Source organism: Vreelandella hamiltonii, assembly GCF_014651775.1.
Classification (GTDB): Bacteria; Pseudomonadota; Gammaproteobacteria; order Pseudomonadales; family Halomonadaceae; genus Vreelandella; species Vreelandella hamiltonii.
On the sequence record NZ_BMXN01000002.1, the window covers coordinates 87,403 to 109,729 of the forward strand.

Sequence of the window (22,327 nt, forward strand, 5' to 3'; positions counted from 1 at the left end):
TACGCATTGAAAAGAGGATGGAAAGAGTGACCCACACAAGACGCTTCACCCAGTTAGACAGCGTATGGCCTGCGGGGCTAGGACGCCGTCTGGGCGCCATGATTTACGACGGTTTTCTGGTGCTGGCCATCTGGATTGCGGCCACCGTTGCCCATCTGGCGTTCTTTCGTTTCGTGCTGGGCCAGACGGCGGATGAAATCGGCACGACGGCGCTGGACATCTGGAGCTTACGGCTGATGCTGGTGTTCTTCGTGACGCTGTTTTTCGTCTATGCCTGGCGACGTGGCGGCATGACGCTGGGGATGCAGGCCTGGCGGCTTCGCGTGCAAACGCTGGACGGGCACGCCATCTCCTTGCAGCAGGGCCTGATTCGCTGTGCGGTGGCCTGGGTGTCGCTGGCAGCCTTGGGGCTGGGCTATTGGTGGGTGCTGTTCGACCGGCAGCGCAGAAGCTGGCCCGACATCGTATCGCGCACGGAAACCGTGGTGTTGCCCAAGAAGTGATAAAAAATAATGAAAAAATTCGAGCGACGAAAAGGATGAAAAATAGCTTTTCGTCAATCGGTTAGCTATCCATTAGCAGAGCCTCAAGAAGAATCGCTACTAAAGAGTAGTGTTTTCTACTTGAAAAGATGTATGCGAATCATTTACATTCACCTCATGTCCTTTATGAGGTGCCGCCATGTACGTATGCGTGTGCAAAGGAGTAACCGACCATCAGATTCGCCAGCAAGTGAGCGACGGAGCGCGCAGCTGGCGAGAAGTGCGTGAAGCCACCGGCTGCGGCACGCAATGTGGCAAATGCGCCTGCTATGCCAAGTCGCTGACCCGAGAAGCGGTTCAGGCGGCCCGCGCCGAAGCCGACATGAGTCTCGCTTACGCCGTATGACGCGAATCACTCTTGTTGGTTTTATATTTAGCAAATAGCTGATTTGCTTGAATTTTTTGTGTACCCGCCTATACTCCCGACAACGTTGGGAGTAAGCCTTTTTATGGCCTATACTCCTTGTTTGACGCAGCTGTAATCAACAGCACTGTACGCTAAAAGAAGGTGACGGCATGAAAGGTGATCCGAAGGTCATTCAGCATCTCAACATCGCACTCGGCAACGAACTGGTCGCCATCAACCAGTACTTCCTGCACGCCAAGATGTACAAGGATTGGGGTCTGAAAACCCTGGCCAAGTGGGAGTACGACGAGTCCATCGAAGAGATGCAGCACGCTGACAAGCTGATCGAGCGCATTCTGTTCCTGGAAGGCATCCCCAACCTGCAAGACCTCGGCAAGCTGCACATCGGCGAGAACGTCAAGGAAATGCTGGAAGCCGATCTCAAGATCGAGCACGACGGCCGCAACGACTACATCGAAGCCATCACCTACTGCGAAAGCGTCAAGGATTACGTGACCCGCGACCTGCTGCGCGATCTGCTGGCCGATGAAGAGGGTCATATCGACCACATCGAAACGCAGCTGAAGCTGATCGAGCAGGTCGGTATTCAGAACTACCTGCAAAAGCACATGGCGCTGGCGACCGACGAAGAGTAACGCGTCAAGCCGGGCGTGCACTGCATCGCCCCGCCAACCAAAACGGGCAGCCCCTTGGGGCTGCCCGTTTTTTATGCGCTTCGGGATGGATGGCGTGTCAGTGGCCCTGAGGCGCCAGTTGGCCCGCCGGATTCGCTGGGGCCTCGAGAACGGGTTCATCGACGCTGAAGGTCGTCCGGCTCAGGCGACGTACCCGCTTCATGAACAGCGCGATGCACACCAGCGTACCGCACGCGGCAACCACGTAGCTGACCTGCAGCGGCAGGTTGAAGCCAATGGGGGCGTAGGCGAGGTAGGTGAACGTTGCCATGGTCATGAAGACCGCCGGGATGGAGGTGATCAAGTAGGGCTTGCGGGAGAGTACCAGGTACATCGTCGCGGTCCACAGGGCGATGACGGCGGTGGTCTGGTTGGCCCAGGAGAAGTAGCGCCACAGCAGCGTGAAGTCCATGTGGGTGAGCGCATAAGAGGCCACGAACAGCGGCAGCGCGATCATGATGCGCTTGGCGATCGGTTTCTGGCCCACTTTCAGATAGTCGGCAATGATCATGCGCGCACTGCGGAAAGCGGTGTCACCGGACGTGATGGGCAGCACGATGACACCCAGTACCGCCAGCGTGCCACCGACGGCGCCCAGCATGGTGGTAGAGACTTCGCTGACCACGGCGGCCGGGCCACCGGACGCCAGCACGTCGGACAGGGTCTGGTCGCCGTAGAACAGGCTCATGGCGGCGGCGGCCCAGATCATGGCAATCACGCCTTCGGCAATCATCATGCCGTAGAAGATCTTGCGGCCGTTGGTTTCGTTTTCAGTGGTTCGCGAGATGATCGGTGTCTGGGTGGCATGAAAGCCGGAAAGCGCACCACAGGAAATGGTCAGAAACAGCAGCGGGAAAATGGGCGCATTGTCCGGGTGCATGTTCTGGAAAGAGAGTTCGGGAATGGGCGCCCCAGTGACCACGAGGCCGATGCCGATACCGGCGGCACTGAACAGCAGCAGCGCTCCAAAGTAGGGGTAGATACGGCCAATCACCTTGTCGATGGGCAGCAGCGTGGCCACCAGGTAATAGGCAAAGATGGCCAGGATGATCAGCGTGACCGAGAAAGAGGTCATGTTGGCCAGCAGGGCAGCGGGCGACGTCACGAACACCGTACCCACCAGCAACAGCAGCAAAATGGCAAAGCCGTTGACCACGTGCTTCATGGCTTTGCCCAGAAACTTGCCAGCCAGTTGGGGCAAGTGCGCGCCGTGATTGCGAATCGAGATCATGCCGGTCAGGTAGTCGTGAACGGCACCGGCGAAAATACAGCCAATGACGATCCAGACGAACGCCACCGGGCCGTACAGCGCCCCCAGGATCGGGCCGAAAATAGGGCCTACGCCTGCAATGTTAAGCAGCTGGATCAAGGAGTTGCGCGTCGTATTCATCGGCACGTAGTCGATGTCGTCGCGCATGCTGAAAGCGGGAGTCTGGCGCTTACGATCAGCGACAAACACGCGCTCGACGAACTTTCCGTAGGTAAAGTAACCCACGATCAGCAGCAGTATCGAGAGAATGAAGGTAATCATGTAAAGCACTCAACAGGTCTGGGGGAGTGCGTGGCCCTTGATGGGCCACGCTTATTTAGCCGGAAGGAATGTACAGAGACCTGTCAGGTCATGCCTTACAACTTTAGTGGTTGACGACTTTAGTGGCTTACGACTTTAGTGGAATTACGAGCTGATCACGCCACACGCCATGCGAGCACCGCCGCCGCCCAGGTGAGGTTCGTCATCGTAGGTGTCGCCGCCTTCATGAATGATCAGGCTGCGGCCCAGCACGTCTTCCATGCTCAGGCGCGGTGCCAGCACCGGCAGGGTGGCTTCTCCGTCCTCATTGACGGTCAGCACCGGCAAATCACCCAGGTGGCCATCGCCATAGGGGCCCTGGTGGGTGTCGGTCTCTTCGGGGTCGTAGTGGCCACCAGCCGCTTGCGCTGCGGTCATCTCGCCATCTTCGTTTTCAGCCGGGTCGCAGCTGGCATTTTCATGCATGTGAAAGCCGTACACGCCTGGCTCCAGATCACTCAAGGAGGGCGTGAAGAGCACGCCGTGATCGGTATGCTCGATGGCGATGGTACCAATCGACTCTTCGATACCTTCAGCGCTCACCTTGTGTATCTCGACGTCCAATGCTTCATTGGCCTGTGCCGCGCCTGCCAACAGCAGGGCCGCAGCGATACCGGTCAGCGGTAATGAATAGCGCATGTGATGGCTCCTTTCCTTGTCCATGGAAGCCCTGGCACAGCGTGGCGTGCCAAGGGGTACCTTATCAAGGTAGTTGGCGAAGGGCTAACCCGCCAACGTCAGGGCCATCTGCCGGTCACACACTTTCTCGATCAAGGCCGGGTCATGGCTGACCAGCATCACCGCGCAGCCCTGCTCCCGGGCCAGCTCGATGAGCAGGCTGAGGGTGTGCTGCTGAGTGACGGGGTCGAGCCTGGACGTGGGTTCGTCGGCGAACAGGAAGCGTGGCTCGAGCAGCAGCACGCGCAGCATCGCGAAGCGCTGCAGTTCACCGCCGGAAATCTCCCCCGGCCGGCGGGCCAGCAGGTGGTCGTCGAGCCCCAGGCGCTGCAGCAGCGGTGCTACCCGTGCCGGGTCGAAGCGGTGACGGCGCTGCAGGTCGGCCAGCAGCTGCGCCAGTGTCCAGTGGGGCGAAAAGGCGGCCGGAGGGTCTTGGTAGAGCTTCTGGCGGCCCAGTACGGGAATACTTTGATGGTAGTCGACGCGCCCCTGATTGGGCCGCGTGACGCCCAGCAGAATATCGCCCAGCGTGCTCTTTCCGCAGCCGGAAGGGCCCACCACGCCGATGATCTCGCCGGGGCGCAGGCTGACCTCCAGCTGGGAGAACAGCGCTCGACCGCCGCGCGTCATGGCAAGCCCCTGGGCGCTGACCACGGGGGCCTCGGCGTGGCCACGAAACACGGGGGGATCGGGCCAGCGGCTGGGTTCGGCGGCCAGCAGGCGTTGGGCATACTCGGTATTCGGGTGGTTCAGCAGCACCTCGGCAGGGCCGCGTTCGACCACCTGCCCCTTGCGCAGAATGATCACTTCGCCCCCCAGTCGCCGGGCGACTTCGATATCGTGCGTGATGGTTAGCAGGGCGCCGCCACGCTCGGGGGTGCTGGCCAGTAATTCGACCACTTCATCCCGGCGCGGGGCATCCAGCCCTTTGGTGGGCTCATCGGCAATCACCATGGCAGCCCCCGCAGCGCTGGCGGCCGCGAAGGCCACCCGCTGGGCCATGCCGCCGGAAAGCTCCCCCGGCAGTTTATGCAGCGCATGGGCAAGGCCCAGGCGGCTCAGCTCGGCCTTGGCGGCGGCTTGGGCGTCTGCTGCTGTCTTGCCAGCGACGAAACGATGGGTTTCTGCCACTTGTGGCAGGGCGCGCATGGTGGGGTCCAGCGCGTTCCAGGGCTCCTGGGGCAGCAGCGCCAGAGTGCGGCCCCACAGCGCCTGCCGGCTTTGCGGGGCGTTGGCAGGGTAAGTCACACCGGCAATTTCCAGCGAACCTTGCGCCGCCAGCCCCGGCGGCAGCGTGCCCATGATGGCCTGGGCAATCAGGCTCTTGCCCGAACCGGTTTCCCCCAGCAGGGTCAGACGCTGGCCAGCGGCCAGACGAAAGCTGATCGGGGCGATGGTGACGCCGTCGCCAGTGATCTCCAGATCACTGACATCCAGCAGTTGAGTGGTGAGCGTCATGGAGGTCATCGTGGGTCCTTCCCTGCCAGCAGGTTCAAGCTCAAGACCACCACGAACAGCACGAAAATCGGCTGCGCCATGGCCCAGGGAGCTTCGTGGTAGTAGGGCAACAGCTCGATCATCATCAAGCCCAGTTCCGCCGTGGGCGGCCGCAGGCCAACGCTGACAAAGCCCAGCGCGGCCATGGCGAGAATCGCGCTGGCGGCACCGAAGGCGGCCAGCGTGAACACCTGGGGCGCCAGCTCCGGCCATAAGTGGCGACGAAACAGCATCACCGGGCCAAAGCCCAGCAGTCGGCTGGCTTCGATCTGTGGCGAAGTGACCAGCGCTTGGGTGCGCGCTCGTACTACCCGGAAATACTCGATCCACAGCACCAGCGAGATCCCCACGTAGAGGGTCCAGAAGTTGCCGGGGGCGATGGCGGCCAGCAGCAGCACCAGCAACAGGCCCGGCAGCGCCAGGCAGGCATCGGCAACGCTACCCAGCAGGCGGTCGGTCCAGCCGCCCCGCCAGCCCGCCACGACGCCCAGCAGTACGCCGGGAATGGCGGCGGTGGCTACGCTGAGCAGTGCCATGCCCAATGAGAGCCGAATGGCGGCCGCCATACGCGCCAGCATGCTGCGGCCAAGGTGGTCGGTACCGAAGGGCTCGGCCAGCGAGGGTGCCTGCAGGATGCGGCTGAGCTGCTGGCGGGCGGGGTCGGCGTCGACCAGCCAGGGCACCAGCCAGGCAAACGCGAGCAGCAGGGCCAGCAGGCCCGCGCCCCACCATTGGCGCGCCGATAGCAGTGTCGTATGGCCATGCAGGGGGCGGGAGGCAGGTAGCCGTGACGAGGTAGTGCCCATCATGCTTGGCGTCTCCTTGGGTCGAGTAGGTGGCAGGCGATATCCACCGCCGTATTCAGCAGCACGAACAGCAGGCCCATGACCAGCGCCGTGCCCTGAATCATCGGCACGTCTCGGGCCACGATGGCGTGCACCAGGGCGTGGCCGATGCCGGGCCAGGCGAACAGGGTTTCGACCACCACGACACCTTCGATCAGGTAGACGAACTGGACGCCCAGATAGGCCACCACGGGCACCGATGCGTTGCGCAGACCGTGGCGCAGGAAGCTGCGCCGTGGCCCAAGGCCCTTGGTATGAGAAAAGGCGTAGTAGGCCGACTGGGAAACCTCGGCCATGGCGTTGCGAGCCACGCGGCTGGAGACCGCCGCCAGGCCCAGCGCCAGCGTCAGGGCCGGTAGCACGGTATGCATCGGCCCACCGTGGCCTGCCACCGGCAGCCAGCCCAGGGTGACGGCAAACAGCATGATCAGCAGTAGCCCGACGGCAAAGGCGGGCAGCGCGCGCAACACGCTGGCGGCGACTTCGCTGGTGCGATCCAGCAGGCCGCCGGGGCGGCGCCCGGCCGCCAGCCCCAGCGGGGGCCCAATCAGCAGCGAGAGCAACACCGCCACCACGGCCAGGCTCAAGGAGTGGCCCAACTGGTGGGAAAGCTCTTCCAGCACGGGCCGCCCGCTCACCAGCGAGCGGCCCAGGTCGAACTGGACGAGATCCCATAGCCAGCCCAGGTAGGCGCCCAGGCCCGACTGGTCCAGCGCCAGCTCGGCCCGCACGGCCTCGGCGGCGGCGCCATCCACCATGTCATGCCCATAGCGACCGGCGGCAATGCGGTAGGCCATATCGCCTGGCAGGGTGCGGGTAATGATGAACGTCAGCGTGCCCACCAGCCAGGCCACCAGCCCTGCCTGCAACAGCCGCGACCACAGTAGTCGGCCCAATCCATGGTTCCAGCGTGATATCACTCTGCCCACCCCATTTGGTCGATGCGGTAACTGCGCTCCAGCGGATCGATGGAGAACCCTTCCAGGGCGCTGTTGACCGCTGCGGTTTGCTGATACCAGGCCACGGGAATCAGCGGCATCTGCTGGTGAAGGCGCTCTGCGACCAGCGGTGCCAGGTCATCGAGGGTCTGCTCGTCGGTGGCTTGACGCAGCGCGTCCAGCCACTGAGCCACCTCTTCGTCACGCCAGTTCATGGTGCCCCAGTCGCCGCCCATCGAGTTGGCGTCACTGCCGATATCGTCCATCAGCGAGCCCAGCGGGTTGGGCACCAGACCGTAGTTGCGGCCAACCAGGCCGACTTCCAGGCTGTTGTCGTGGTGGCCGGAAGGGATCTCGCTGGCGTTACCCACGGCGACTTCCAGCGCGACACCAATATCGCGCCACTGATCCTGCAAGGCAGTGGCCACGACCGGAAGCTCGGGGCGATCCGAATAGGTGCGCAGGGTCAAGGCAAACGGCTGGCCATCGCGCTCCAGCATGCCATCACGCCCTGCTTCCCAGCCCAGTTCGGCCAGCAGCGCTTTGGCGGCTTCGATATCCTGGGCATCCGCAGGGTCAAGCCCCAGGTGCCAGGGGCCAAGGCTATCCGGGAAGAGTTCTGCGGCCGCGGCTTCCGGGGTGCGCAGCAGGCCCGCCGCAATGCCCTGCCGGTCGATGGCCATGCTCAGCGCCTGACGAGCGCGCGCATCTTCCAGCAGCGCATGGCCTGCATTCAGTTTCAGCATGATGGTGCGTGGCAGCGGCTCGGCGTGCAGCGCTAGCCGTGCGTGACGCGCCAGGCGTGCCTGGCTGGCGGGGTCCAGGGTATACACGATATCGGCGTCACCGCTTTCGGCCATCAGGGCGCGGGTTTCGCCTCGGCTAACGGCCAGGTAGCTGGCGCTGGCAATGTTGGCGGGCTCTCCCCAGTAATTCTCGAACCGCGTAACGGTCATGCGCTGCGGGGGCGAGAGCGCCTCCACCTGATAAGGGCCGCTACCGATCATCGCCACGACGTCGCCATTATCGGCAAACGCCGCATCGGCAAGAATCAGCGTGGTGGAGTGTGCCAACAGGGCCGGCAGGGGCGAGAAGGGGCTTTCCAGCTCGATGATCACGGCACCCTGGTCGGCCCGCATCTGCTGAATCGGGGCGCTGTCGAGTATGCCCGGTTTGGCGCGGGCGACTTCCAGGCTGTGGAGCGCTGCCTCGGCGGTCACGGCGCTGCCGTCATGAAAGGTGGCCCCCTCCCGCAGCGTGAAACGCCATGTCAGGCCGTCTTCGGAGACCTCCCAGGCGCTGGCGAGTCCTGGGGCAAGCTGTCCGTTCGAGTCGGTGTCCACCAGGGTTTCGGCCACGCGCATGCGGCCAAATACATAGCCCGAGATGGCCGGGTCTGGCCCCTTGATTTCCCACGGGGCGACGATATCCAGGCGCTGTTCGTTCGCCCATGCAGCAGGCGTTACGGGTAAAGCCAGTAGGAGGGTGACTCCCGCAGCAAAGGCGCGCTTCATAAGAAACTCCTGATAGATTAAAAGAGTTATCTTATAACATATCAGGCTGGATATGAAAGTCATTCTCGTCTGTGCAACGGATGACATTCACCTCTGTAGCCGCGACAATAGCCCGTCGGGCATATCGCCATCCGGGTCGTCGTTTCATGCCGCTAGTAGGGAGTTCCATGCCGCCACTCAACATCCTCTATCAGGATGAGCACCTCGTTGCCGTGCATAAGCCTTCCGGGCTGCTGGTGCACCGCTCCGCCCTGGCACGGGGGGAAACCGAATTTCTGCTCCAGCGTCTGCGCGACCAGCTGGGCAAGCGGGTATATCCCGTGCATCGGCTGGACCGGCCCACCTCCGGGGTCATGGTGCTGGGGCTCTCGTCGGAAGCGGCGGCGCTGCTGGCCGAAGCGTTCAGCGAACGCCAGGTGGAGAAGCGTTACCTGGCCGTGGTGCGCGGCAAGGCGCCTGAGCAGGAGCGGCTGGACTACCCGCTCAGGGAGGAGGACGGCACCCGACCCAAGGCGGAAATGCCCGCCATGCCCGCGATGACCGACATTCGCCGTCTGGACAGCGTCGAGCTACCCGTGCAGGTAGACCGCTACCCGGTGGCGCGTTACTCGCTGGTGGAGGCGCGCCCCCTGACCGGGCGACGCCACCAGATACGCCGCCACTTGTCCCGGCGCGGCTACCCGATCATCGGCGACGCCAAGCACGGCAAGAGTGTCCACAACCGCTTTTTTGCCGAACAGCTGGCAGCGCCACGCCTGCTGCTGGCAGCGACTTACCTGGCCTTCGATCACCCGCTGCTGGATAAGCGCATTCAGCTTGGCTGTGCCGTGGACGACACCATGAAGCACCTGTTCGAGCAGTTTGGCTGGCAGGGGCATTTACCCCTGGATAGCGTGCGAACGCCGCCCATTGCCAAGCCTTCTGTCCTCCAAGCCCTGTGAGTCAGCCCATGTCATTGAATGAATCCACGACCTCTTCCAGCGATTATGACTTCCGCTTTGGCGGTATTCGGCGCCTTTACGGCCAGCGTGCGGCGCAGGCATTTCGCCGTGCCCACGTGGTGGTGGTCGGTGTCGGTGGTGTAGGTAGCTGGACGGTCGAGGCGCTAGCCCGCTCAGGCATCGGCAAGCTCACGCTGATCGATCTGGACGACGTGTGCGTCTCCAACGTCAACCGCCAGCTCCACGCGCTGGATGGCACGATTGGCCAGCCCAAAGTAGACGTGCTGGCCCAGCGCTGCCGCCTGATTGCCCCCGAGATCGAAATCATTGCGGATACCGCCTTCGTCACGCCCACCAATCTGGCCGAACGCATTCCCGACGATGCCGACCACGTGGTGGATGCCATCGACAGCGTCATCGCCAAGGCCGCGCTGATTGCCTGGTGCAAGCGGCGCAAGATCCCGATTACCGTCACCGGTGCGGCAGGCGGGCAAACCGACCCCACGCGCATTCAAGTGGCGGATTTGACCCGCACCGAGCACGACCCGCTGCTTTCCAAAGTGCGCTCGCGGCTGCGCCGCGACTACGGCTTCTCCCGTAACCCCAAGCGGCGTTTCTCGGTGGAGTGCGTCTACTCCGACGAGCAGCTGATCTACCCCGGCGCCGACGGCGAAGTGTGCCTGCAAAAGCCCGGCAGCGGCGATGCCACACGGCTGGACTGCGCTTCCGGCTTTGGCGCGGCGACCTTTCTCACCGGCACCTTTGGCTTCGTGGCGGCCTCCAAAGTGCTGGAGCGGCTGGCCAAAAAAGCGCAGCAGCCCGCCGCCACACACACAACCGAAGAGGAAAGCGAATGACCACCCCCACCCCTGGCATTTACCGCCACTACAAAGGCAACCTTTACGAAGTGATGGGCACCGCCCAGCACAGCGAAAGCGAAGAACCGCTGGTGGTCTACCGCGCCCTCTACGGCGACTACGGCCTTTGGGTGCGCCCGCTGGCGATGTTCACGGAGAGCGTGACGAAAGAGGGCAACACCCAGCCGCGCTTTGCATTGGAGAAGGCGTTCTAGCCCTACTGATGCTGGTGTCGCAAGCGCTGACGCATCCGGTCATTGCGACATAAAAGTGTGTTTGCGCTAATCTGTGGGAAGCCAATGCATTGGGCGACTACCTGGGCAAGCACAGGTGCCGCCATCATCGCGGGCTGAAGCCCCCTCCCACCAGGTCATTGCCCAGCTCACCTGTGGGAGGCCAATTCATTGGGCGACTGCCTGAGTAGCCACCCCAGCCTGCTTGTGGGAGGCCAATTCATTGGGCGATTGCTTGGGCAGGCACAGGTGCTGCCATCATCGCGGGCTAAAGCCCCCTCTCACGAGGTCATTGCCCAGCTCACCTGTGGGAGGCCAATTCATTGGGCGATTGCTTGGGCAGGCACAGGTGCTGCCATCATCGCGGGCTAAAGCCCCCTCCCACCAGGTCATGTCCCAGCTCACCTGTGGGAAGCCAATGCATTGGGCGACTACCTGGGCAAGCACAGGTGCCGCCATCATCGCGGGCTGAAGCCCCCTCCCACCAGGTCATTGCCCAGCTCACCTGTGGGAGGCCAATTCATTGGGCGACTGCCTGAGCAAGCACAGGTGCTGCCATCATCGCGGGCTAAAGCCCCCTCCCACCAGGTCATGTCCCAGCTCACCTGTGGGAAGCCAATGCATTGGGCGACTACCTGGGCAAGCACAGGTGTCGCCATCATCGCGGGCTAAAGCCCCCTCCCACCAGGTCATGTCCCAGCTCACCTGTGGGAAGCCAATGCATTGGGCGACTACCTGGGCAAGCACAGGTGTCGCCATCATCGCGGGCTAAAGCCCCCTCCCACCAGGTCATTGCCCAGCTCACCTGTGGGAGGCCAATTCATTGGGCGACTGCCTGAGCAAGCACAGGTGCCGCCATCATCGCGGGCTGAAGCCCCCTCCCACCAGGTCATTGCCCAGCCCACCTGTGGGTGGCCAATTGATTCACGCCAGAATGCGATGAACCTTGTGTTTAGGGGCGTTACTCCCAGGCAGGGAAGGGGTCCGGGAGCTGCTTCCACGCTTCCATGCCTTCGAGCAACTCTGCTTCGCTCAGCAGGCACTCATCCAGCGCAGCACGCATGCGGGATTGATCCATGTTCTGGCCAATGAACACCAGCTCCTGGCGCATATCGCCAAACGGCTCTTGCCATTTCTCCAGGATGAACTGGCGGTATTCCGGGTCTTCCGGCCAGTTGGCTTCCGGAATGGCTTTCCAGAACACCCCGGCGGGGCCATGATGGGCTATGCCGCCTGCCTGGCTCCACTGGCCCGCGTAGCGGGGGCGAGTGGCCAGCCAGAAAAAGCCTTTGGAGCGCAGCAGGCCCTTGCCGAACCACTCGGCATTCAGCAGGTCGTGAAATTTTTGCGGGTGAAAGGGGCGGCGGGCGTGGTAGGCGAAGCTGCCAATGCCGTACTCTTCGGTTTCCGGCACGTGCTCTCCGCGCATCTCCTTGAGCCAGCCGGGCGCCTGCTGGGCGCGCTCGAAATCGAACTTGCCGGTATCCAGCACCTTGTCCAGCGGGACGCCGCCTTGGGTGATGGGCACCAGCTCGGCCTCCGGGTTGAGCGAGCGCAGGATCGCTTTCAGTGACGCCAGTTCGGTCTCACTGATCAAGTCCGTCTTGCTGATCAGCAGCACATCGCAAAACTCGATCTGGTCCACCAGCAGGTCGGCGACGTTGCGCTCATCGTCCTCGCCCAGGCTTTCTCCCGCCTCGGCCAGGCTCTGCGCTTCTTGGTACTGAGCCAGGAAGTTGGCGCCATCGACCACGGTGACCAGCGTGTCCAGTCTTGCGACCTGGGAAAGGCTCTGGCCGCTTTCGTCTTCGAAGGTAAAGGTTTCTGCCACGGGCAGCGGCTCGGAGATGCCGGTGGACTCGATGACCAGGTAATCGAATTTGCCCTCGCGAGCCAGTTGGCTCACCTCTACCAGCAGATCTTCGCGTAGCGTGCAGCAGATGCAGCCGTTGCTCATTTCGACCAGCCGCTCTTCCGAACGATTCAGTGCGACGTCACTGTCCAGCATCGGCTCGCCGGGGCCGCCGCGTACCAGTGCACCATCGATATTGACCTCGCTCATGTCGTTGACGATCACCGCCACGCGACGACCCTCGCGATTGGCGAGAATATGATTGAGCACGGTGGTTTTCCCCGCGCCCAGAAAGCCGGAAAGCACGGTCACGGGTAAAGGAGCGAACGCAGACATTGCCAGTACCTCTAAACGGGTTTATGTTATGTGATAATATAACATTTATTTGCCGATGAAAACGATACCTTGAATACTGGCTGATCAGGACGTGAGCTTACCGCTTGTATTGGGTTGGGCAGTAACCGCGCAGAACCTCTGGGGAGCGCAGTGCAGCATGCTTGGTGGTTCTACCTGATACCCGTTGGCGCCATAGGCGAAAAGAGGTCGGTTTGAGCTGGTGACGCATGATGGCGATCACCTCAGGCTCGCCTAGCCCGAACAGTGATGCAATTGCCTCGAAAGGAGTACGATCCTCCCAAGCCATCTCGATGATGCGAGACTGCTCGTCGAGTGGCAAACGATGAAAGCGTTTTACAGCAGCATGGGGCATGGCGGGGTCAATGGCGCAAAGAGTGGTACGTTCATTGTACGCTATGAGCAACTTGTATTGGTACTGTCTGGTTTGTCTTTGGCTGCCAGCAGGGCTCGAAAAAGCCCGTTCATCAGCACTGGCCGATCATGACGAATCCGAAAACCTGCCTGCGTCAGCAGCGGGGTTGCTTGGCGAGTGATGTCGGTAGCGATAAAAGAGGTCAGCAGATTCAACGCCCGTCGCCCCCTTCCCGCTGCGTGGGTGTCAGGCTGAAACTTGTCCAGGACGCACAGCTGCCCGCCGGGCTTCAAGACGCGAAACGCTTCTGCCAGCCCTTTTTCGGGTTGGGGCATGACCGCCAGGATCAGATGCATGACCACCACATCGAAATGCCCATCGGCATAATCCAGTGCTGCAGCATCCATGATCTTGCACAGCACGTCGCGCTGGTGGCGGTTGGCCCGGGCATCGGCGCGCTTCAACATGGCGGGCGTCACATCGGTCAAGTGCACTTCCAGCTCGCGGGGGAGAAAGTGAAGGTCCAGCCCCGTACCGGCTCCTACCACCAATACGCGCATGCCTGGCTCCCAATCCACGTGGCTCAGCGCCACCTGGCGCGGTTTACGCAGTGCTCGTGAGATCAGAACGTCATAAACAGGTGCATACAGGCTATAGCGCAGACGATTCCAGGCGGTGGTATTCAGCATGAGCGTTACCTTGTGATGCGCATTGGGCAGTCGGGCGTGTTGGCGCGGAAGGCATGAACATCTATAGCATGAATATCGAAAGGCTACCAAGCCGTACGATTTATCCTTGGATACACTTTGAATCCATTTTGTTACTTATGGATACATTTTGTGGTGGTTTGACGTGGTGCGGAGGGGGAGATTACTCACCCAAAGAGGCCTGTTGCTGTAAGCGGTGGGCAAGACTTTCGGTAATGTCCAGTATCAGTTGTCGATCTTGTTGCTTTAATGGCGCTAATAAGAGTTTGATTCTTTGCGTCTGGTCATCGATATGTACACTGGCTTCTCCGAGTAATTCCGCGGCCTCACAATTGAAAATCTCGGCTAATTCAAGTAAGCGCACAATATTGGGTATGACCCGCCCTCTCTCAATACGTGATACCGCTTCGTTGCCTACCCCCAACCGCTCGGCAACCTCTTCTTGAGTGAGTTGGCAGCGTATTCGCTGCTTGGCAATGGCTCGTCCGATATTTCCAGCTAGCCGTTTCTGTTCAATTTTGTTCACACTTTCCTCCATATAGCCCTGAATGGTTGGGGAACGGCCTATTGACATGAAGGACTGTTTAGGTTGAATATCATCCTGATGGGTTGAGTGGTGATGAGGTCCCAAGCTTTTTTTTCACGCCAGCGCGCACGCGCAGCGTTAAACGGATTAACTTTTTTTAAATTAGTCATTTGATTAAATGTTGATGCTGGTGGGGAGAAAGTGAAGTGAGTTTCATTAGGTTTTGAAACCCAGTCATGAATCGTTTTTAAGATGACGAAAAAAGAGTCTTGTTGAGTGCGTTAAAACAGCAAGAGAGCGAGTACAGGTGAGCAGTACCTAAACTCGAATCAAGTCAGTGAGCCCGCTAAAGGGTTGACTACTCATACCATCACTGTATGGCTCAGGGATGATCACACAGCGGTCAATAAGGCTTATTAAAAAGCATTTGGCTTGCCATCGTGGCTGACCTATAGAACCCGAAGGCGCTAAATATCATGGCTTCCACGACGGCTCCAGAAATTTTTCAGCAACTCGCCGCCAGCTTGACGCGTGTCAGCCAGGGTGATTTTTTTTGTCACGTTGCTGAGTCCCTTGCTGCTCTGCTCGATATCGACCATGTCATGATTGCGCGTATCGAGCCTCGCAAGAAAAGAGCGCTGCCACTGGCCACATGGTCGTGCAGCGGCTTTGTCGATGCGCCGAGTTACGATTTGAAGCATACCCCGTGTGCCCAAGTGTCGTCAGACACCTGTTTCCACATGCCATCCCAGGTAGCTGCTCGCTTTCCTCATGACCCCAAGCTGGCGGTGTATGATGCCGAAGGATATCTTGGTGTGCCCATGTCGGACGCATCTGGGCAGTGTCAGGGCATCATTGCCATGATGCACTCGGCCCCTCTCGAATTGCCCGACTATGCCACTGAAGTGCTGCGTATCGTGGCTTCCCTGGCAGGGTTCGAGTTGTCTCGACGTCAGGTTGGCGCGAGAGCCGATGAACAAATCGCCAGCAAGCAGCGTGCCCTGAGGCTGTTGAATCGCGTCAACGAAGCACGTTTTCACGCCACGGACGAGCAGGGGTTGCTCCAGGCAGCCTGCCGAGCCATGGTCGAAGTCGGTGGCTACAGTGCTGCCTGGGTGCACGAGCGCCCGCCGTCGTTTGCCCAATGTGAGCTGGGGCCGGTCACGGCCAGCGTTGATGAAGAAAGTGGCGACCTGGCGTGGTTGAGCCCCAGGCAGTTGTTGATCGAAGGGGGCAGCCGTGCTCTGGCGCTGACGGCGCTGGAAACCCAAGAAGCCGTGGTCTGGGCCCCGTCGCTGGCGGGTGAATATTCTGAACAGGCCTTCATGCTACGAGAGCTTGGTGTCAATGCCTTCGTTGCACTGCCGCTGATCTACCGAGGGCAACGGCAGGGTGTCATGTGCCTTTACCAGGCAGAAGACGCGACGATAACCACAAGAGAGCTGCGGCTATTGAGTGAGCTGGCTGACGATGTTGCCTTCGGGGTCGACAACCTCTTGCATCGGCGATCCGAAGCGCGTATCCAGCACGCAGTGGCGCAGGTGGCGACAGCCGTTTCGGCTCAGCATGGGCAGGCCTTTCTGACCCAACTGACGGATCACATGGCCAATGCGTTGGCGGCCGAAGTAGGCTTCATTGCCACACTAGATGAGCGTGACCCCAATCTCGCCAACGTCTTGTCGCTGTTCGTGAACGGTCAGCCACAGGCACCTTTCAGCTACCATCTGGCCGGGGTGCCGTGTCAGGATGTGCTCATCGAGCAGGAGTGCGTCGTTCTTGAAGGAGCAGGTATCCGCTTGCCCAAGGAAGCCAACGGCGCATTGGAATGGGTCAATGCTTATGTGGGGCGTCGGCTGGACGATGTCGAAGGACGGCCCGTGGGCATCATCGGGGTCATGTTCAAGGCACCTTTGGAGGATGCCCATATCGTCTGCACCGTGCTGCAAATCTTCGCGGCGCGGGCTGCCTCGGAGTTGGGACGTCAAAAAGATGAAGCGCGCATTCGACAGCTGGCATTCTGCGATGCCGATACCCAACTCCCCAATCGGGCAGATTTCATTCAACACCTCGAAGAGCGAGTGATTCGCAAGACGAGTTCGCGCTTTGCATTGCTGCTCCTGGATCTCAATCACTTCAAGGAGATCAATGATACCGCGGGACATGACATTGGCGATCTGGTGTTGAAAAAAGTCGCCCAGCGCTTTCGTCATGCATTGCCTGCCGGGGAGTACCTGGCAAGGCTGGGAGGAGATGAATTTGTCGTGGTGTGTGACAACGCCAACGATAAAGGCCGTGCCTTGATAACCGCCGAGCGGCTATGCAACAGTTTAGAGAATCCTATTGTTATAGAGCAGCACTCTTGCGAATTATCGGTCAGCGTGGGCATTTCGCTCTATCCGGTACACGGGCAAACAGCGCAGGCGTTATTAAAGCATGCGGATATCGCCATGTACCAAGCGAAACGTCACAAGCTGTCTGCTCGTACGTTCGAACACTGGATGGGCCGCGCCGTGGCCGATCAACTACGCATTGCCAAGCGCCTGGCAGTGGCGCTGTCCAACCACTCCCTTTATCTCCACTTTCAACCTCAGGTCGACATGCGTACCGGCGAACTGATCGGTGCCGAGGCGCTGTGTCGCTGGCGGGACGATGAGCTTGGCGAAGTCCCGCCCAGTCAGTTCGTGCCTATTGCGGAAGATCGAGGGATGATCGTGGCACTGGGCAATTGTGTCATCGAACAGGCGTGCCAGCAGTTGGCTGCCTGGCAGCGTCAAGGGTGTCAATTGAGCGGCCAGCTCTCCATCAATATTGCCGCAGACCAGTTTGAAGATAGCGAACTGGTGGCCACCTTACTGAATAGCTGCCGACAGCATAGTATCGACCCCGACCAGCTGAGCGTCGAGATCACGGAAAGTGGCATCATGACTCACCCTGAGGACGCCATTGCAACCACCGAGATCTTGAAGGGTCATGGCCTGGGCTTATCCATCGACGATTTCGGCACGGGCTATTCGTCGTTGGCCTACCTGAAGCGTTTTGCCGCCGACCGGATCAAGATCGATATTTCGTTCATCCGTGACATGCTGGTCAGTGATAGCGACCGCACCATCGTGGCCACGATCATCGCCATGGCCGACACATTGGGGCTGCAAACCATCGCCGAGGGCATCGAGTGTCAGGCCCAGGCAGAAGCGCTGCTGGAAATGGGCTGTTATCAGGCGCAGGGCTATTTTTACGACGCACCGCTCGACCCGCAGCAGTTTGCCCAACGCTGGCTGCTACCTGGCTGAGACGAAGGCATGGCGGCAACGATGTGCCGCCATGCATTGACCAACGATCATCTTGGCGCGTTGATCATCGGTAACGTCTAGAACTCGCTCCACTCAGGTTCCAGAGGTTGCCGAGCGGTGGCGTTGCGAAGGCCCGCTTGAAGCTTGGCAGGCAGAGTGTTCAAGACGGTGGCGGGCTTGGCAGTGAAGCTGGCGCTTTTCTGCTGGCCATTGATCTTGAAGGTCGCAATCAGCTCGGCCAGCCGGTTCGCTTCGTCCTGCAAAGAAGCGGCGGCGGTGCTGGTTTCAGAGACGAGCGAGACGTTTTGCTGAGTGGCCGAGTCCATCTGAGTAATGGCCGTGCTCACTTGGCTGATGCCACTCTCCTGCTCATTGACTGCCAGCGCAATCTCCTGCATCAGTTCATTGACCTGCTTGACTGCCGTGACCGTACTGGCCATCCCTTCGGCACTGCGCTCGGATTGACGGGCCCCTTCCTTGATGCGCGCAGCAATATCATCGATGATCGTGCGAATCTGTCCAGAAGATTCGGAGGTCTTGGTCGCCAGCTTGCGAACCTCGCCTGCCACGACGGCGAAGCCCCGTCCGTGAGCGCCTGCCCGTGCGGCTTCTACCGATGCATTGAGCGCCAGAATACTGGTTTGAAACGCGATTCCTTCGATCACTTGAATGATGTCTTGCACTCGCTGCGAATGACGCTCCATATCTTTCATCAACGCTGTGGTTTGTTCGACTTCTTGCCGAGCAGCGCTGGCTTTGGCAGAGGCAGTGACCGTCAATTCACTGGCCGTACTGGAGGTCTGATTATTTTGGCTCACTGTCGATGACATCTGCTCCATGCTGGCGGCGGTTTCTTGCAAGGCGCTGGCCTGCTCTTCGGTGCGCGACGCCAGGTCTTCGCTGCCGCTGGCAATATCACGAGCATTTTGCGCCACCATCTGGCTGGTCTGAGAGAGTGTCAGCATCATCTCCGTAAGCCGGGTTTGCATCGCCGCCATCGCCTGGTAGAGCTTGCCGATTTCATTGCTTCCCTGATCGTTGATAGGGCGGGTCAAATCACCTTGGGCAATGTGGTCGCAAATTTCCACGGCTTGTCCAAGAGGTGACACGATGTACCTTCTCAGAACGACCTGCAGCGTCACCAACAGTATCAAGGAGGCGAACAAGACCCCCGCCACGATCCACACGATGTGCTGGTTCGTTGCTTTGGCCTCGCTCTGCATCTCGTCGGCAATCGTGTTGGCAAAGCGTGAAAACTCACGGGTGGCTAGCGTAAAGGCAGTCGCTGCGCTGTCCATCCGTCTCGATTCACTCTCGATGAGGGAGACATTGCCAGCAGCTACTGCTTGACGAAGCGTTGGAGTGATCATCTCGTTGTAACGCTGAATGACCTCCATGTAATAGGGGTAGCGCTGTTGCTGCTCTGTGACGTTATAGCCGTTGAGCTCTTCGAAGCGTTGGGTGGTACGCTCCAGGCTTTCACGCATCAGCGACTGTGCCTGGCTCATGTCGGGATGATTGTCTCGGGCCAGGTCCGTGTAGCGCGCCATGCGCAGTCGCAGTTCCATCAAATTGACGTCCATACGGTTCGACGCATTGACCTGTTTCGCCGTCAATTCATTCAGTTCACTCATGTTCCTGACATTTTTGCGTGCTGCGGTAATGGCAAATGCACCTACCAGCAGTATGAGTATGGTGAGAAGCACCATAGAGGCGGTCAGGCTATGCTGAATTCTAATGTTCTTCATGGGGTGTACCGTCGAGGAGTGAGTCAAGCAAGTGGGAGTAAGTTGTCAACGGCATAAATGAGGGAGGCAAACCGCCTTCGGCATTTTGTTCGTCATGTGGAATTTAGTGCGCCTTATAAATGCCCGCAATTTTTTTTGTACGGTTATGCTTAAGCTGTATGGGCCTTGTACTGCTTTTTGCTGCCTACCAAAGGACGAAATTTAAAATGCTGTTTCTTATACAAGGTTTTACAATTGGGGAAGATTCTTAACATTTTAATTTTAATAATGATAATCATTTGCTTTTTATATGCAGCGTATGTGATGGGCACTCGCCAAATTGACGCCGATAGTCGTGGGCAAACTGCCCCAAATGGCAAAACCCCCAGTACGTGGCAATCTCGGTGACCGTCTGGGGCGGCACGGCGGCGCGCAGGGCGCGTCGCACATGGTTCAGCCGCGATAGGCGTAAAAACTGAAGTGGGCTGATCCCCAGAATGGAGGTAAAGCTGTATTGCAGCGTGCGTCGGCTGACATGGGTCAGATCGCATAGCGCTTCCATGGTCATGGGCCCTTCGTGATGCTCTTCGACGTAGCGTTTGACGCTGTCCACCACTGCCTTGCGGTGTGCATGGCTGGGGGGCAGCTCCTCATTGGGTTGCCAGGTCCCCAACAGCTCCAGAAGGCCCATCATGACGATGTCCTGGTGCAGCCGTTCGGCAACGGGGGCTCCTTGTTCTCCCAATAGCCGCTCCAGAACGAACATCAAGGCGTGCCGTGTCGATGGGTGAACCATGCGTCTTGGTTCCCGCCTCCAGCGTTCATCCAAAGCAATACCCTGCTGCTGAGCGGCAGCGTAGAGTGCAGGCAGTCGCACGACCAGCCCGTAGATATCGAAGTGGCCTGGGGTCACCAGCTCGAAAGCCTGGCCACCCGGGCGGCACATGATCTGGTTGCTTGCCAAGGGTTGCCCATTGATGCGTGAGCCGTGGGGGCGAACGGGAATCCCCAGCCACAGCGAATCCTCCCACACCTGGCAATCCTGGCGCAGCGCCTGTTCGGTGTGCTCCTTGAAGAGCTGGACGGCGGGCAGCGCGATTTCATCCAGCCGCCCGTAAAAGCGGCCTGGGCTGAGCTGGTCGTACTGCTGCTGCCAGCGGGTCAGGTTCTGGGCGTGCTCATCGGCATCGCAGGCTTCCCATGTGCACTTTTGTGGTGCGTTATTCGACAACGTCATCGCCATGACCTGCTCCTGAAGGTGTCGCCATGTGGCTGCCCTGCGATGGGATTTCGGGCAAAGCTTTGTTTTCGTTTGTTTTTCGAGCCTGTCAGGTGGTTTGCCAAAACTCGATACTCCCCGTTAAGTGATAGCGCTATTGTGACAACAAGCAAGTTTTGTTCCGTTTACAAGCACGAAACAGCACAGCCCAATACGAGGCAGGGCAGGAGAGGCCTATGGCGCACTATCACTCGACGGTGGGCAGCCGCCATTATCGATTCAAGGGGCTGACCGAACTGATGGCCAAAGCTACGCCGCCGCGTTCGGGAGATCGACTGGCCGGCGTCATGGCAGAGACTGCCGAAGAGCGGGTGGTAGCCCAGATGGTACTGGCGGAGCTGCCGCTCACGACCTTCTTGAACGAAGCGCTGATTCCCTACGAGCAGGATGAAATCACTCGCCTGATCATCGATGACCACGATGCCCAGGCCTTTGCACCGCTGCAGCATCTCACCGTGGGCGACTTCCGCAACTGGCTGCTCTCTGATCACGCCACCAGCGAGGCCCTGGCCGCTGCCCGCCCCGGCATCACGCCGGAAATGGCCGCAGCAGTGAGCAAGCTGATGCGCAACCAGGACCTGATGCTGGTGGCGAAGAAGTGTCAGGTGACCACGGCGTTTCGCAACACCATCGGCCTGCCGGGACGGCTTTCCACTCGCCTGCAGCCCAATCACCCCACCGATGACGTGACCGGTATCGCGGCCAGCATTCTCGATGGCCTGCTGTATGGCAGTGGCGATGCGGTGATCGGCATCAACCCCGCCACCGATAACGTCGCCCAAAGCATCAAGCTGATGCGCCTGATGGATGAGGTGATTCAGAAATACGAGATTCCCACCCAATCCTGCGTGCTCACTCACGTCACCAATACCCTGGAAGCCATCGAGCAGGGCGCGCCGGTGGACCTGGTGTTTCAATCCATCGGTGGCACCGAAGCCACCAACCGCAGCTTCGGGTTCGATTTGAGCACCCTGGCGGAAGCCGAAGCCGCCGCACAAACGCTGAACAGAGGTAGCGTAGGTCGCAACGTGATGTATTTCGAAACCGGCCAGGGAAGCTCGCTCTCGGCCGACGCCCACCACGGGCTGGACCAGCAAACCTGCGAAGCCCGCGCCTACGCCGTGGCGCGCAAGTTCAACCCGCTGCTGGTCAATACGGTGGTCGGGTTCATCGGCCCTGAATATCTGTACGACGGAAAGGAGATCACCCGCGCGGGACTCGAGGATCACTTCTGCGGCAAGCTGTTGGGCGTGCCGATGGGGTGTGACGTGTGCTACACCAACCACGCCAACGCCGATCAGAACGATATGGATAACCTGCTGACGCTGCTGGGCGTGGCGGGCTGCAATTTCGTGATGGGTATCCCCGGCTCCGACGACATCATGCTCAACTATCAAACCACCTCGTTTCACGACGCGCTCTATGCCCGCCGGGTGCTGGGGCTGAAAGCCGCGCCGGAGTTCGAACAGTGGCTGGCCAGAATGCAGATCTTCCAGGATGTGAGCACCCATCGCCTGAACGACCAGCTTCCCGCTGCCTTTGCCAACAGCCTGCGTCACTTGCCGAAAGGGAACGACTAAG

The 22,327-nt window shown here is 60.0% G+C and carries 20 protein-coding genes; 8 read left to right on the top strand and 12 right to left on the bottom strand.

Annotated features, from left to right (window positions below):
- Positions 1–17 precede the first annotated feature (17 nt).
- The 3 genes from IE091_RS02250 to bfr all read left to right on the top strand — a co-directional run bounded on the left by IE091_RS02250 (position 18) and on the right by bfr (position 1,544).
- Entirely contained in the window at positions 18–503 is a 486-nt protein-coding gene (locus IE091_RS02250) for an RDD family protein (RefSeq protein WP_039180489.1), read from the top strand.
- Positions 504–681: 178 nt separating this feature from the next.
- Entirely contained in the window at positions 682–888 is a 207-nt protein-coding gene (locus IE091_RS02255; protein WP_096922113.1) for a (2Fe-2S)-binding protein, read from the top strand.
- A 170-nt stretch (positions 889–1,058) separates the two neighbouring features.
- Positions 1,059–1,544: a bacterioferritin gene (bfr, locus tag IE091_RS02260; RefSeq protein ID WP_016914994.1), complete on the top strand. Its 486-nt coding sequence runs from the start codon at positions 1,059–1,061 to the stop codon at positions 1,542–1,544.
- A 97-nt stretch (positions 1,545–1,641) separates the two neighbouring features.
- Here bfr and IE091_RS02265 read toward each other — a convergent pair whose 3' ends face one another.
- The 6 genes from IE091_RS02265 to IE091_RS02290 all read right to left on the bottom strand — a co-directional run bounded on the left by IE091_RS02265 (position 1,642) and on the right by IE091_RS02290 (position 8,625).
- Positions 1,642–3,114, bottom strand: coding sequence for a carbon starvation CstA family protein (locus IE091_RS02265; protein WP_189462695.1), 1,473 nt, complete (start codon positions 3,112–3,114; stop codon positions 1,642–1,644).
- 144 nt (positions 3,115–3,258) lie between these two features.
- On the bottom strand, positions 3,259–3,792 hold the full coding sequence (gene sodC, locus IE091_RS02270; protein ID WP_189462696.1) for a superoxide dismutase family protein: 534 nt from the start codon (positions 3,790–3,792) through the stop codon (positions 3,259–3,261).
- Between the two features lie 84 nt (positions 3,793–3,876).
- Entirely contained in the window at positions 3,877–5,298 is a 1,422-nt protein-coding gene (locus IE091_RS02275) for an ABC transporter ATP-binding protein (RefSeq protein WP_189462697.1), read from the bottom strand.
- Entirely contained in the window at positions 5,295–6,137 is an 843-nt protein-coding gene (locus tag IE091_RS02280; protein WP_016914990.1) for an ABC transporter permease, read from the bottom strand. Before IE091_RS02280 ends, IE091_RS02275 begins: the two co-directional genes overlap by 4 nt.
- A complete protein-coding gene (locus IE091_RS02285) occupies positions 6,134–7,069 on the bottom strand; it encodes an ABC transporter permease (protein ID WP_096922117.1) in 936 nt (311 codons plus the stop codon). The genes IE091_RS02280 and IE091_RS02285 overlap by 4 nt, the downstream gene beginning before the upstream one ends.
- 20 nt (positions 7,070–7,089) lie before the next feature.
- Positions 7,090–8,625 carry an ABC transporter substrate-binding protein gene (locus IE091_RS02290; RefSeq protein ID WP_189462698.1) on the bottom strand — a complete coding sequence of 512 codons (1,536 nt, stop codon included), beginning with the start codon at positions 8,623–8,625 and terminating at the stop codon, positions 7,090–7,092.
- A 167-nt stretch (positions 8,626–8,792) separates the two neighbouring features.
- Here IE091_RS02290 and IE091_RS02295 point away from each other — a divergent pair, with 167 nt between their 5' ends.
- From IE091_RS02295 to IE091_RS02305, 3 genes are read left to right on the top strand one after another with little or no spacing between them, the layout of a single operon-like run.
- Entirely contained in the window at positions 8,793–9,566 is a 774-nt protein-coding gene (locus IE091_RS02295; RefSeq protein WP_016914986.1) for a pseudouridine synthase, read from the top strand.
- 8 nt (positions 9,567–9,574) lie between these two features.
- A complete protein-coding gene (gene tcdA / locus IE091_RS02300) occupies positions 9,575–10,423 on the top strand; it encodes a tRNA cyclic N6-threonylcarbamoyladenosine(37) synthase TcdA (RefSeq protein ID WP_189462699.1) in 849 nt (282 codons plus the stop codon).
- Complete coding sequence (locus tag IE091_RS02305; RefSeq protein ID WP_189462700.1) at positions 10,420–10,638, top strand: DUF1653 domain-containing protein; 219 nt, start codon at positions 10,420–10,422, stop codon at positions 10,636–10,638. The genes tcdA and IE091_RS02305 overlap by 4 nt, the downstream gene beginning before the upstream one ends.
- A gap of 979 nt (positions 10,639–11,617) precedes the next feature.
- Here the strand turns inward: IE091_RS02305 and zigA are convergent.
- From zigA to IE091_RS02325, 4 genes are all read right to left on the bottom strand, one after another.
- A complete protein-coding gene (zigA, locus tag IE091_RS02310; protein WP_189462701.1) occupies positions 11,618–12,844 on the bottom strand; it encodes a zinc metallochaperone GTPase ZigA in 1,227 nt (408 codons plus the stop codon).
- A 97-nt stretch (positions 12,845–12,941) separates the two neighbouring features.
- Positions 12,942–13,217, bottom strand: a complete 276-nt coding sequence (locus IE091_RS02315; RefSeq protein ID WP_016914964.1) for a TIGR03643 family protein — start codon at positions 13,215–13,217, stop codon at positions 12,942–12,944.
- A gap of 41 nt (positions 13,218–13,258) precedes the next feature.
- Positions 13,259–13,906 carry a class I SAM-dependent methyltransferase gene (locus IE091_RS02320; protein WP_039180414.1) on the bottom strand — a complete coding sequence of 216 codons (648 nt, stop codon included), beginning with the start codon at positions 13,904–13,906 and terminating at the stop codon, positions 13,259–13,261.
- 181 nt (positions 13,907–14,087) lie between these two features.
- The gene (locus tag IE091_RS02325) at positions 14,088–14,450 is read right to left on the bottom strand and encodes a helix-turn-helix domain-containing protein (protein ID WP_026001833.1); all 363 of its coding nucleotides are present in this window, start codon (positions 14,448–14,450) and stop codon (positions 14,088–14,090) included.
- Between the two features lie 476 nt (positions 14,451–14,926).
- On the opposite strand from IE091_RS02325, the gene IE091_RS02330 reads away from it, so the two are divergent.
- The gene (locus tag IE091_RS02330) at positions 14,927–17,740 is read left to right on the top strand and encodes a putative bifunctional diguanylate cyclase/phosphodiesterase (RefSeq protein ID WP_229800698.1); all 2,814 of its coding nucleotides are present in this window, start codon (positions 14,927–14,929) and stop codon (positions 17,738–17,740) included.
- A 77-nt stretch (positions 17,741–17,817) separates the two neighbouring features.
- Here IE091_RS02330 and IE091_RS02335 read toward each other — a convergent pair whose 3' ends face one another.
- Entirely contained in the window at positions 17,818–19,488 is a 1,671-nt protein-coding gene (locus IE091_RS02335) for a methyl-accepting chemotaxis protein (RefSeq protein ID WP_189462702.1), read from the bottom strand.
- A gap of 274 nt (positions 19,489–19,762) precedes the next feature.
- Positions 19,763–20,710: a helix-turn-helix domain-containing protein gene (locus IE091_RS02340; RefSeq protein WP_189462703.1), complete on the bottom strand. Its 948-nt coding sequence runs from the start codon at positions 20,708–20,710 to the stop codon at positions 19,763–19,765.
- A 212-nt stretch (positions 20,711–20,922) separates the two neighbouring features.
- Here IE091_RS02340 and IE091_RS02345 point away from each other — a divergent pair, with 212 nt between their 5' ends.
- Positions 20,923–22,326, top strand: a complete 1,404-nt coding sequence (locus tag IE091_RS02345) for an ethanolamine ammonia-lyase subunit EutB (RefSeq protein ID WP_189462704.1) — start codon at positions 20,923–20,925, stop codon at positions 22,324–22,326.
- Position 22,327: the final 1 nt, after the last annotated feature.

What these genes read in the sequence shown, in the direction of transcription:
- IE091_RS02250 (WP_039180489.1), top strand. Translation starts at nt 18, where the DNA reads ATGGAAAGAGTGACCCACACAAGACGCTTCACCCAGTTAGACAGCGTA.
- IE091_RS02265 (WP_189462695.1), bottom strand. Translation starts at nt 3,114, where the DNA reads ATGATTACCTTCATTCTCTCGATACTGCTGCTGATCGTGGGTTACTTT.
- IE091_RS02290 (WP_189462698.1), bottom strand. Translation starts at nt 8,625, where the DNA reads ATGAAGCGCGCCTTTGCTGCGGGAGTCACCCTCCTACTGGCTTTACCC.
- IE091_RS02305 (WP_189462700.1), top strand. Translation starts at nt 10,420, where the DNA reads ATGACCACCCCCACCCCTGGCATTTACCGCCACTACAAAGGCAACCTT.
- zigA (WP_189462701.1), bottom strand. Translation starts at nt 12,844, where the DNA reads ATGTCTGCGTTCGCTCCTTTACCCGTGACCGTGCTTTCCGGCTTTCTG.
- bfr (WP_016914994.1), top strand. Translation starts at nt 1,059, where the DNA reads ATGAAAGGTGATCCGAAGGTCATTCAGCATCTCAACATCGCACTCGGC.
- sodC (WP_189462696.1), bottom strand. Translation starts at nt 3,792, where the DNA reads ATGCGCTATTCATTACCGCTGACCGGTATCGCTGCGGCCCTGCTGTTG.
- IE091_RS02345 (WP_189462704.1), top strand. Translation starts at nt 20,923, where the DNA reads ATGGCGCACTATCACTCGACGGTGGGCAGCCGCCATTATCGATTCAAG.
- IE091_RS02255 (WP_096922113.1), top strand. Translation starts at nt 682, where the DNA reads ATGTACGTATGCGTGTGCAAAGGAGTAACCGACCATCAGATTCGCCAG.
- tcdA (WP_189462699.1), top strand. Translation starts at nt 9,575, where the DNA reads ATGTCATTGAATGAATCCACGACCTCTTCCAGCGATTATGACTTCCGC.
- IE091_RS02280 (WP_016914990.1), bottom strand. Translation starts at nt 6,137, where the DNA reads ATGATGGGCACTACCTCGTCACGGCTACCTGCCTCCCGCCCCCTGCAT.
- IE091_RS02330 (WP_229800698.1), top strand. Translation starts at nt 14,927, where the DNA reads ATGGCTTCCACGACGGCTCCAGAAATTTTTCAGCAACTCGCCGCCAGC.
- IE091_RS02295 (WP_016914986.1), top strand. Translation starts at nt 8,793, where the DNA reads ATGCCGCCACTCAACATCCTCTATCAGGATGAGCACCTCGTTGCCGTG.
- IE091_RS02335 (WP_189462702.1), bottom strand. Translation starts at nt 19,488, where the DNA reads ATGAAGAACATTAGAATTCAGCATAGCCTGACCGCCTCTATGGTGCTT.
- IE091_RS02320 (WP_039180414.1), bottom strand. Translation starts at nt 13,906, where the DNA reads ATGCTGAATACCACCGCCTGGAATCGTCTGCGCTATAGCCTGTATGCA.
- IE091_RS02315 (WP_016914964.1), bottom strand. Translation starts at nt 13,217, where the DNA reads ATGCCCCATGCTGCTGTAAAACGCTTTCATCGTTTGCCACTCGACGAG.
- IE091_RS02340 (WP_189462703.1), bottom strand. Translation starts at nt 20,710, where the DNA reads ATGGCGATGACGTTGTCGAATAACGCACCACAAAAGTGCACATGGGAA.
- IE091_RS02275 (WP_189462697.1), bottom strand. Translation starts at nt 5,298, where the DNA reads ATGACCTCCATGACGCTCACCACTCAACTGCTGGATGTCAGTGATCTG.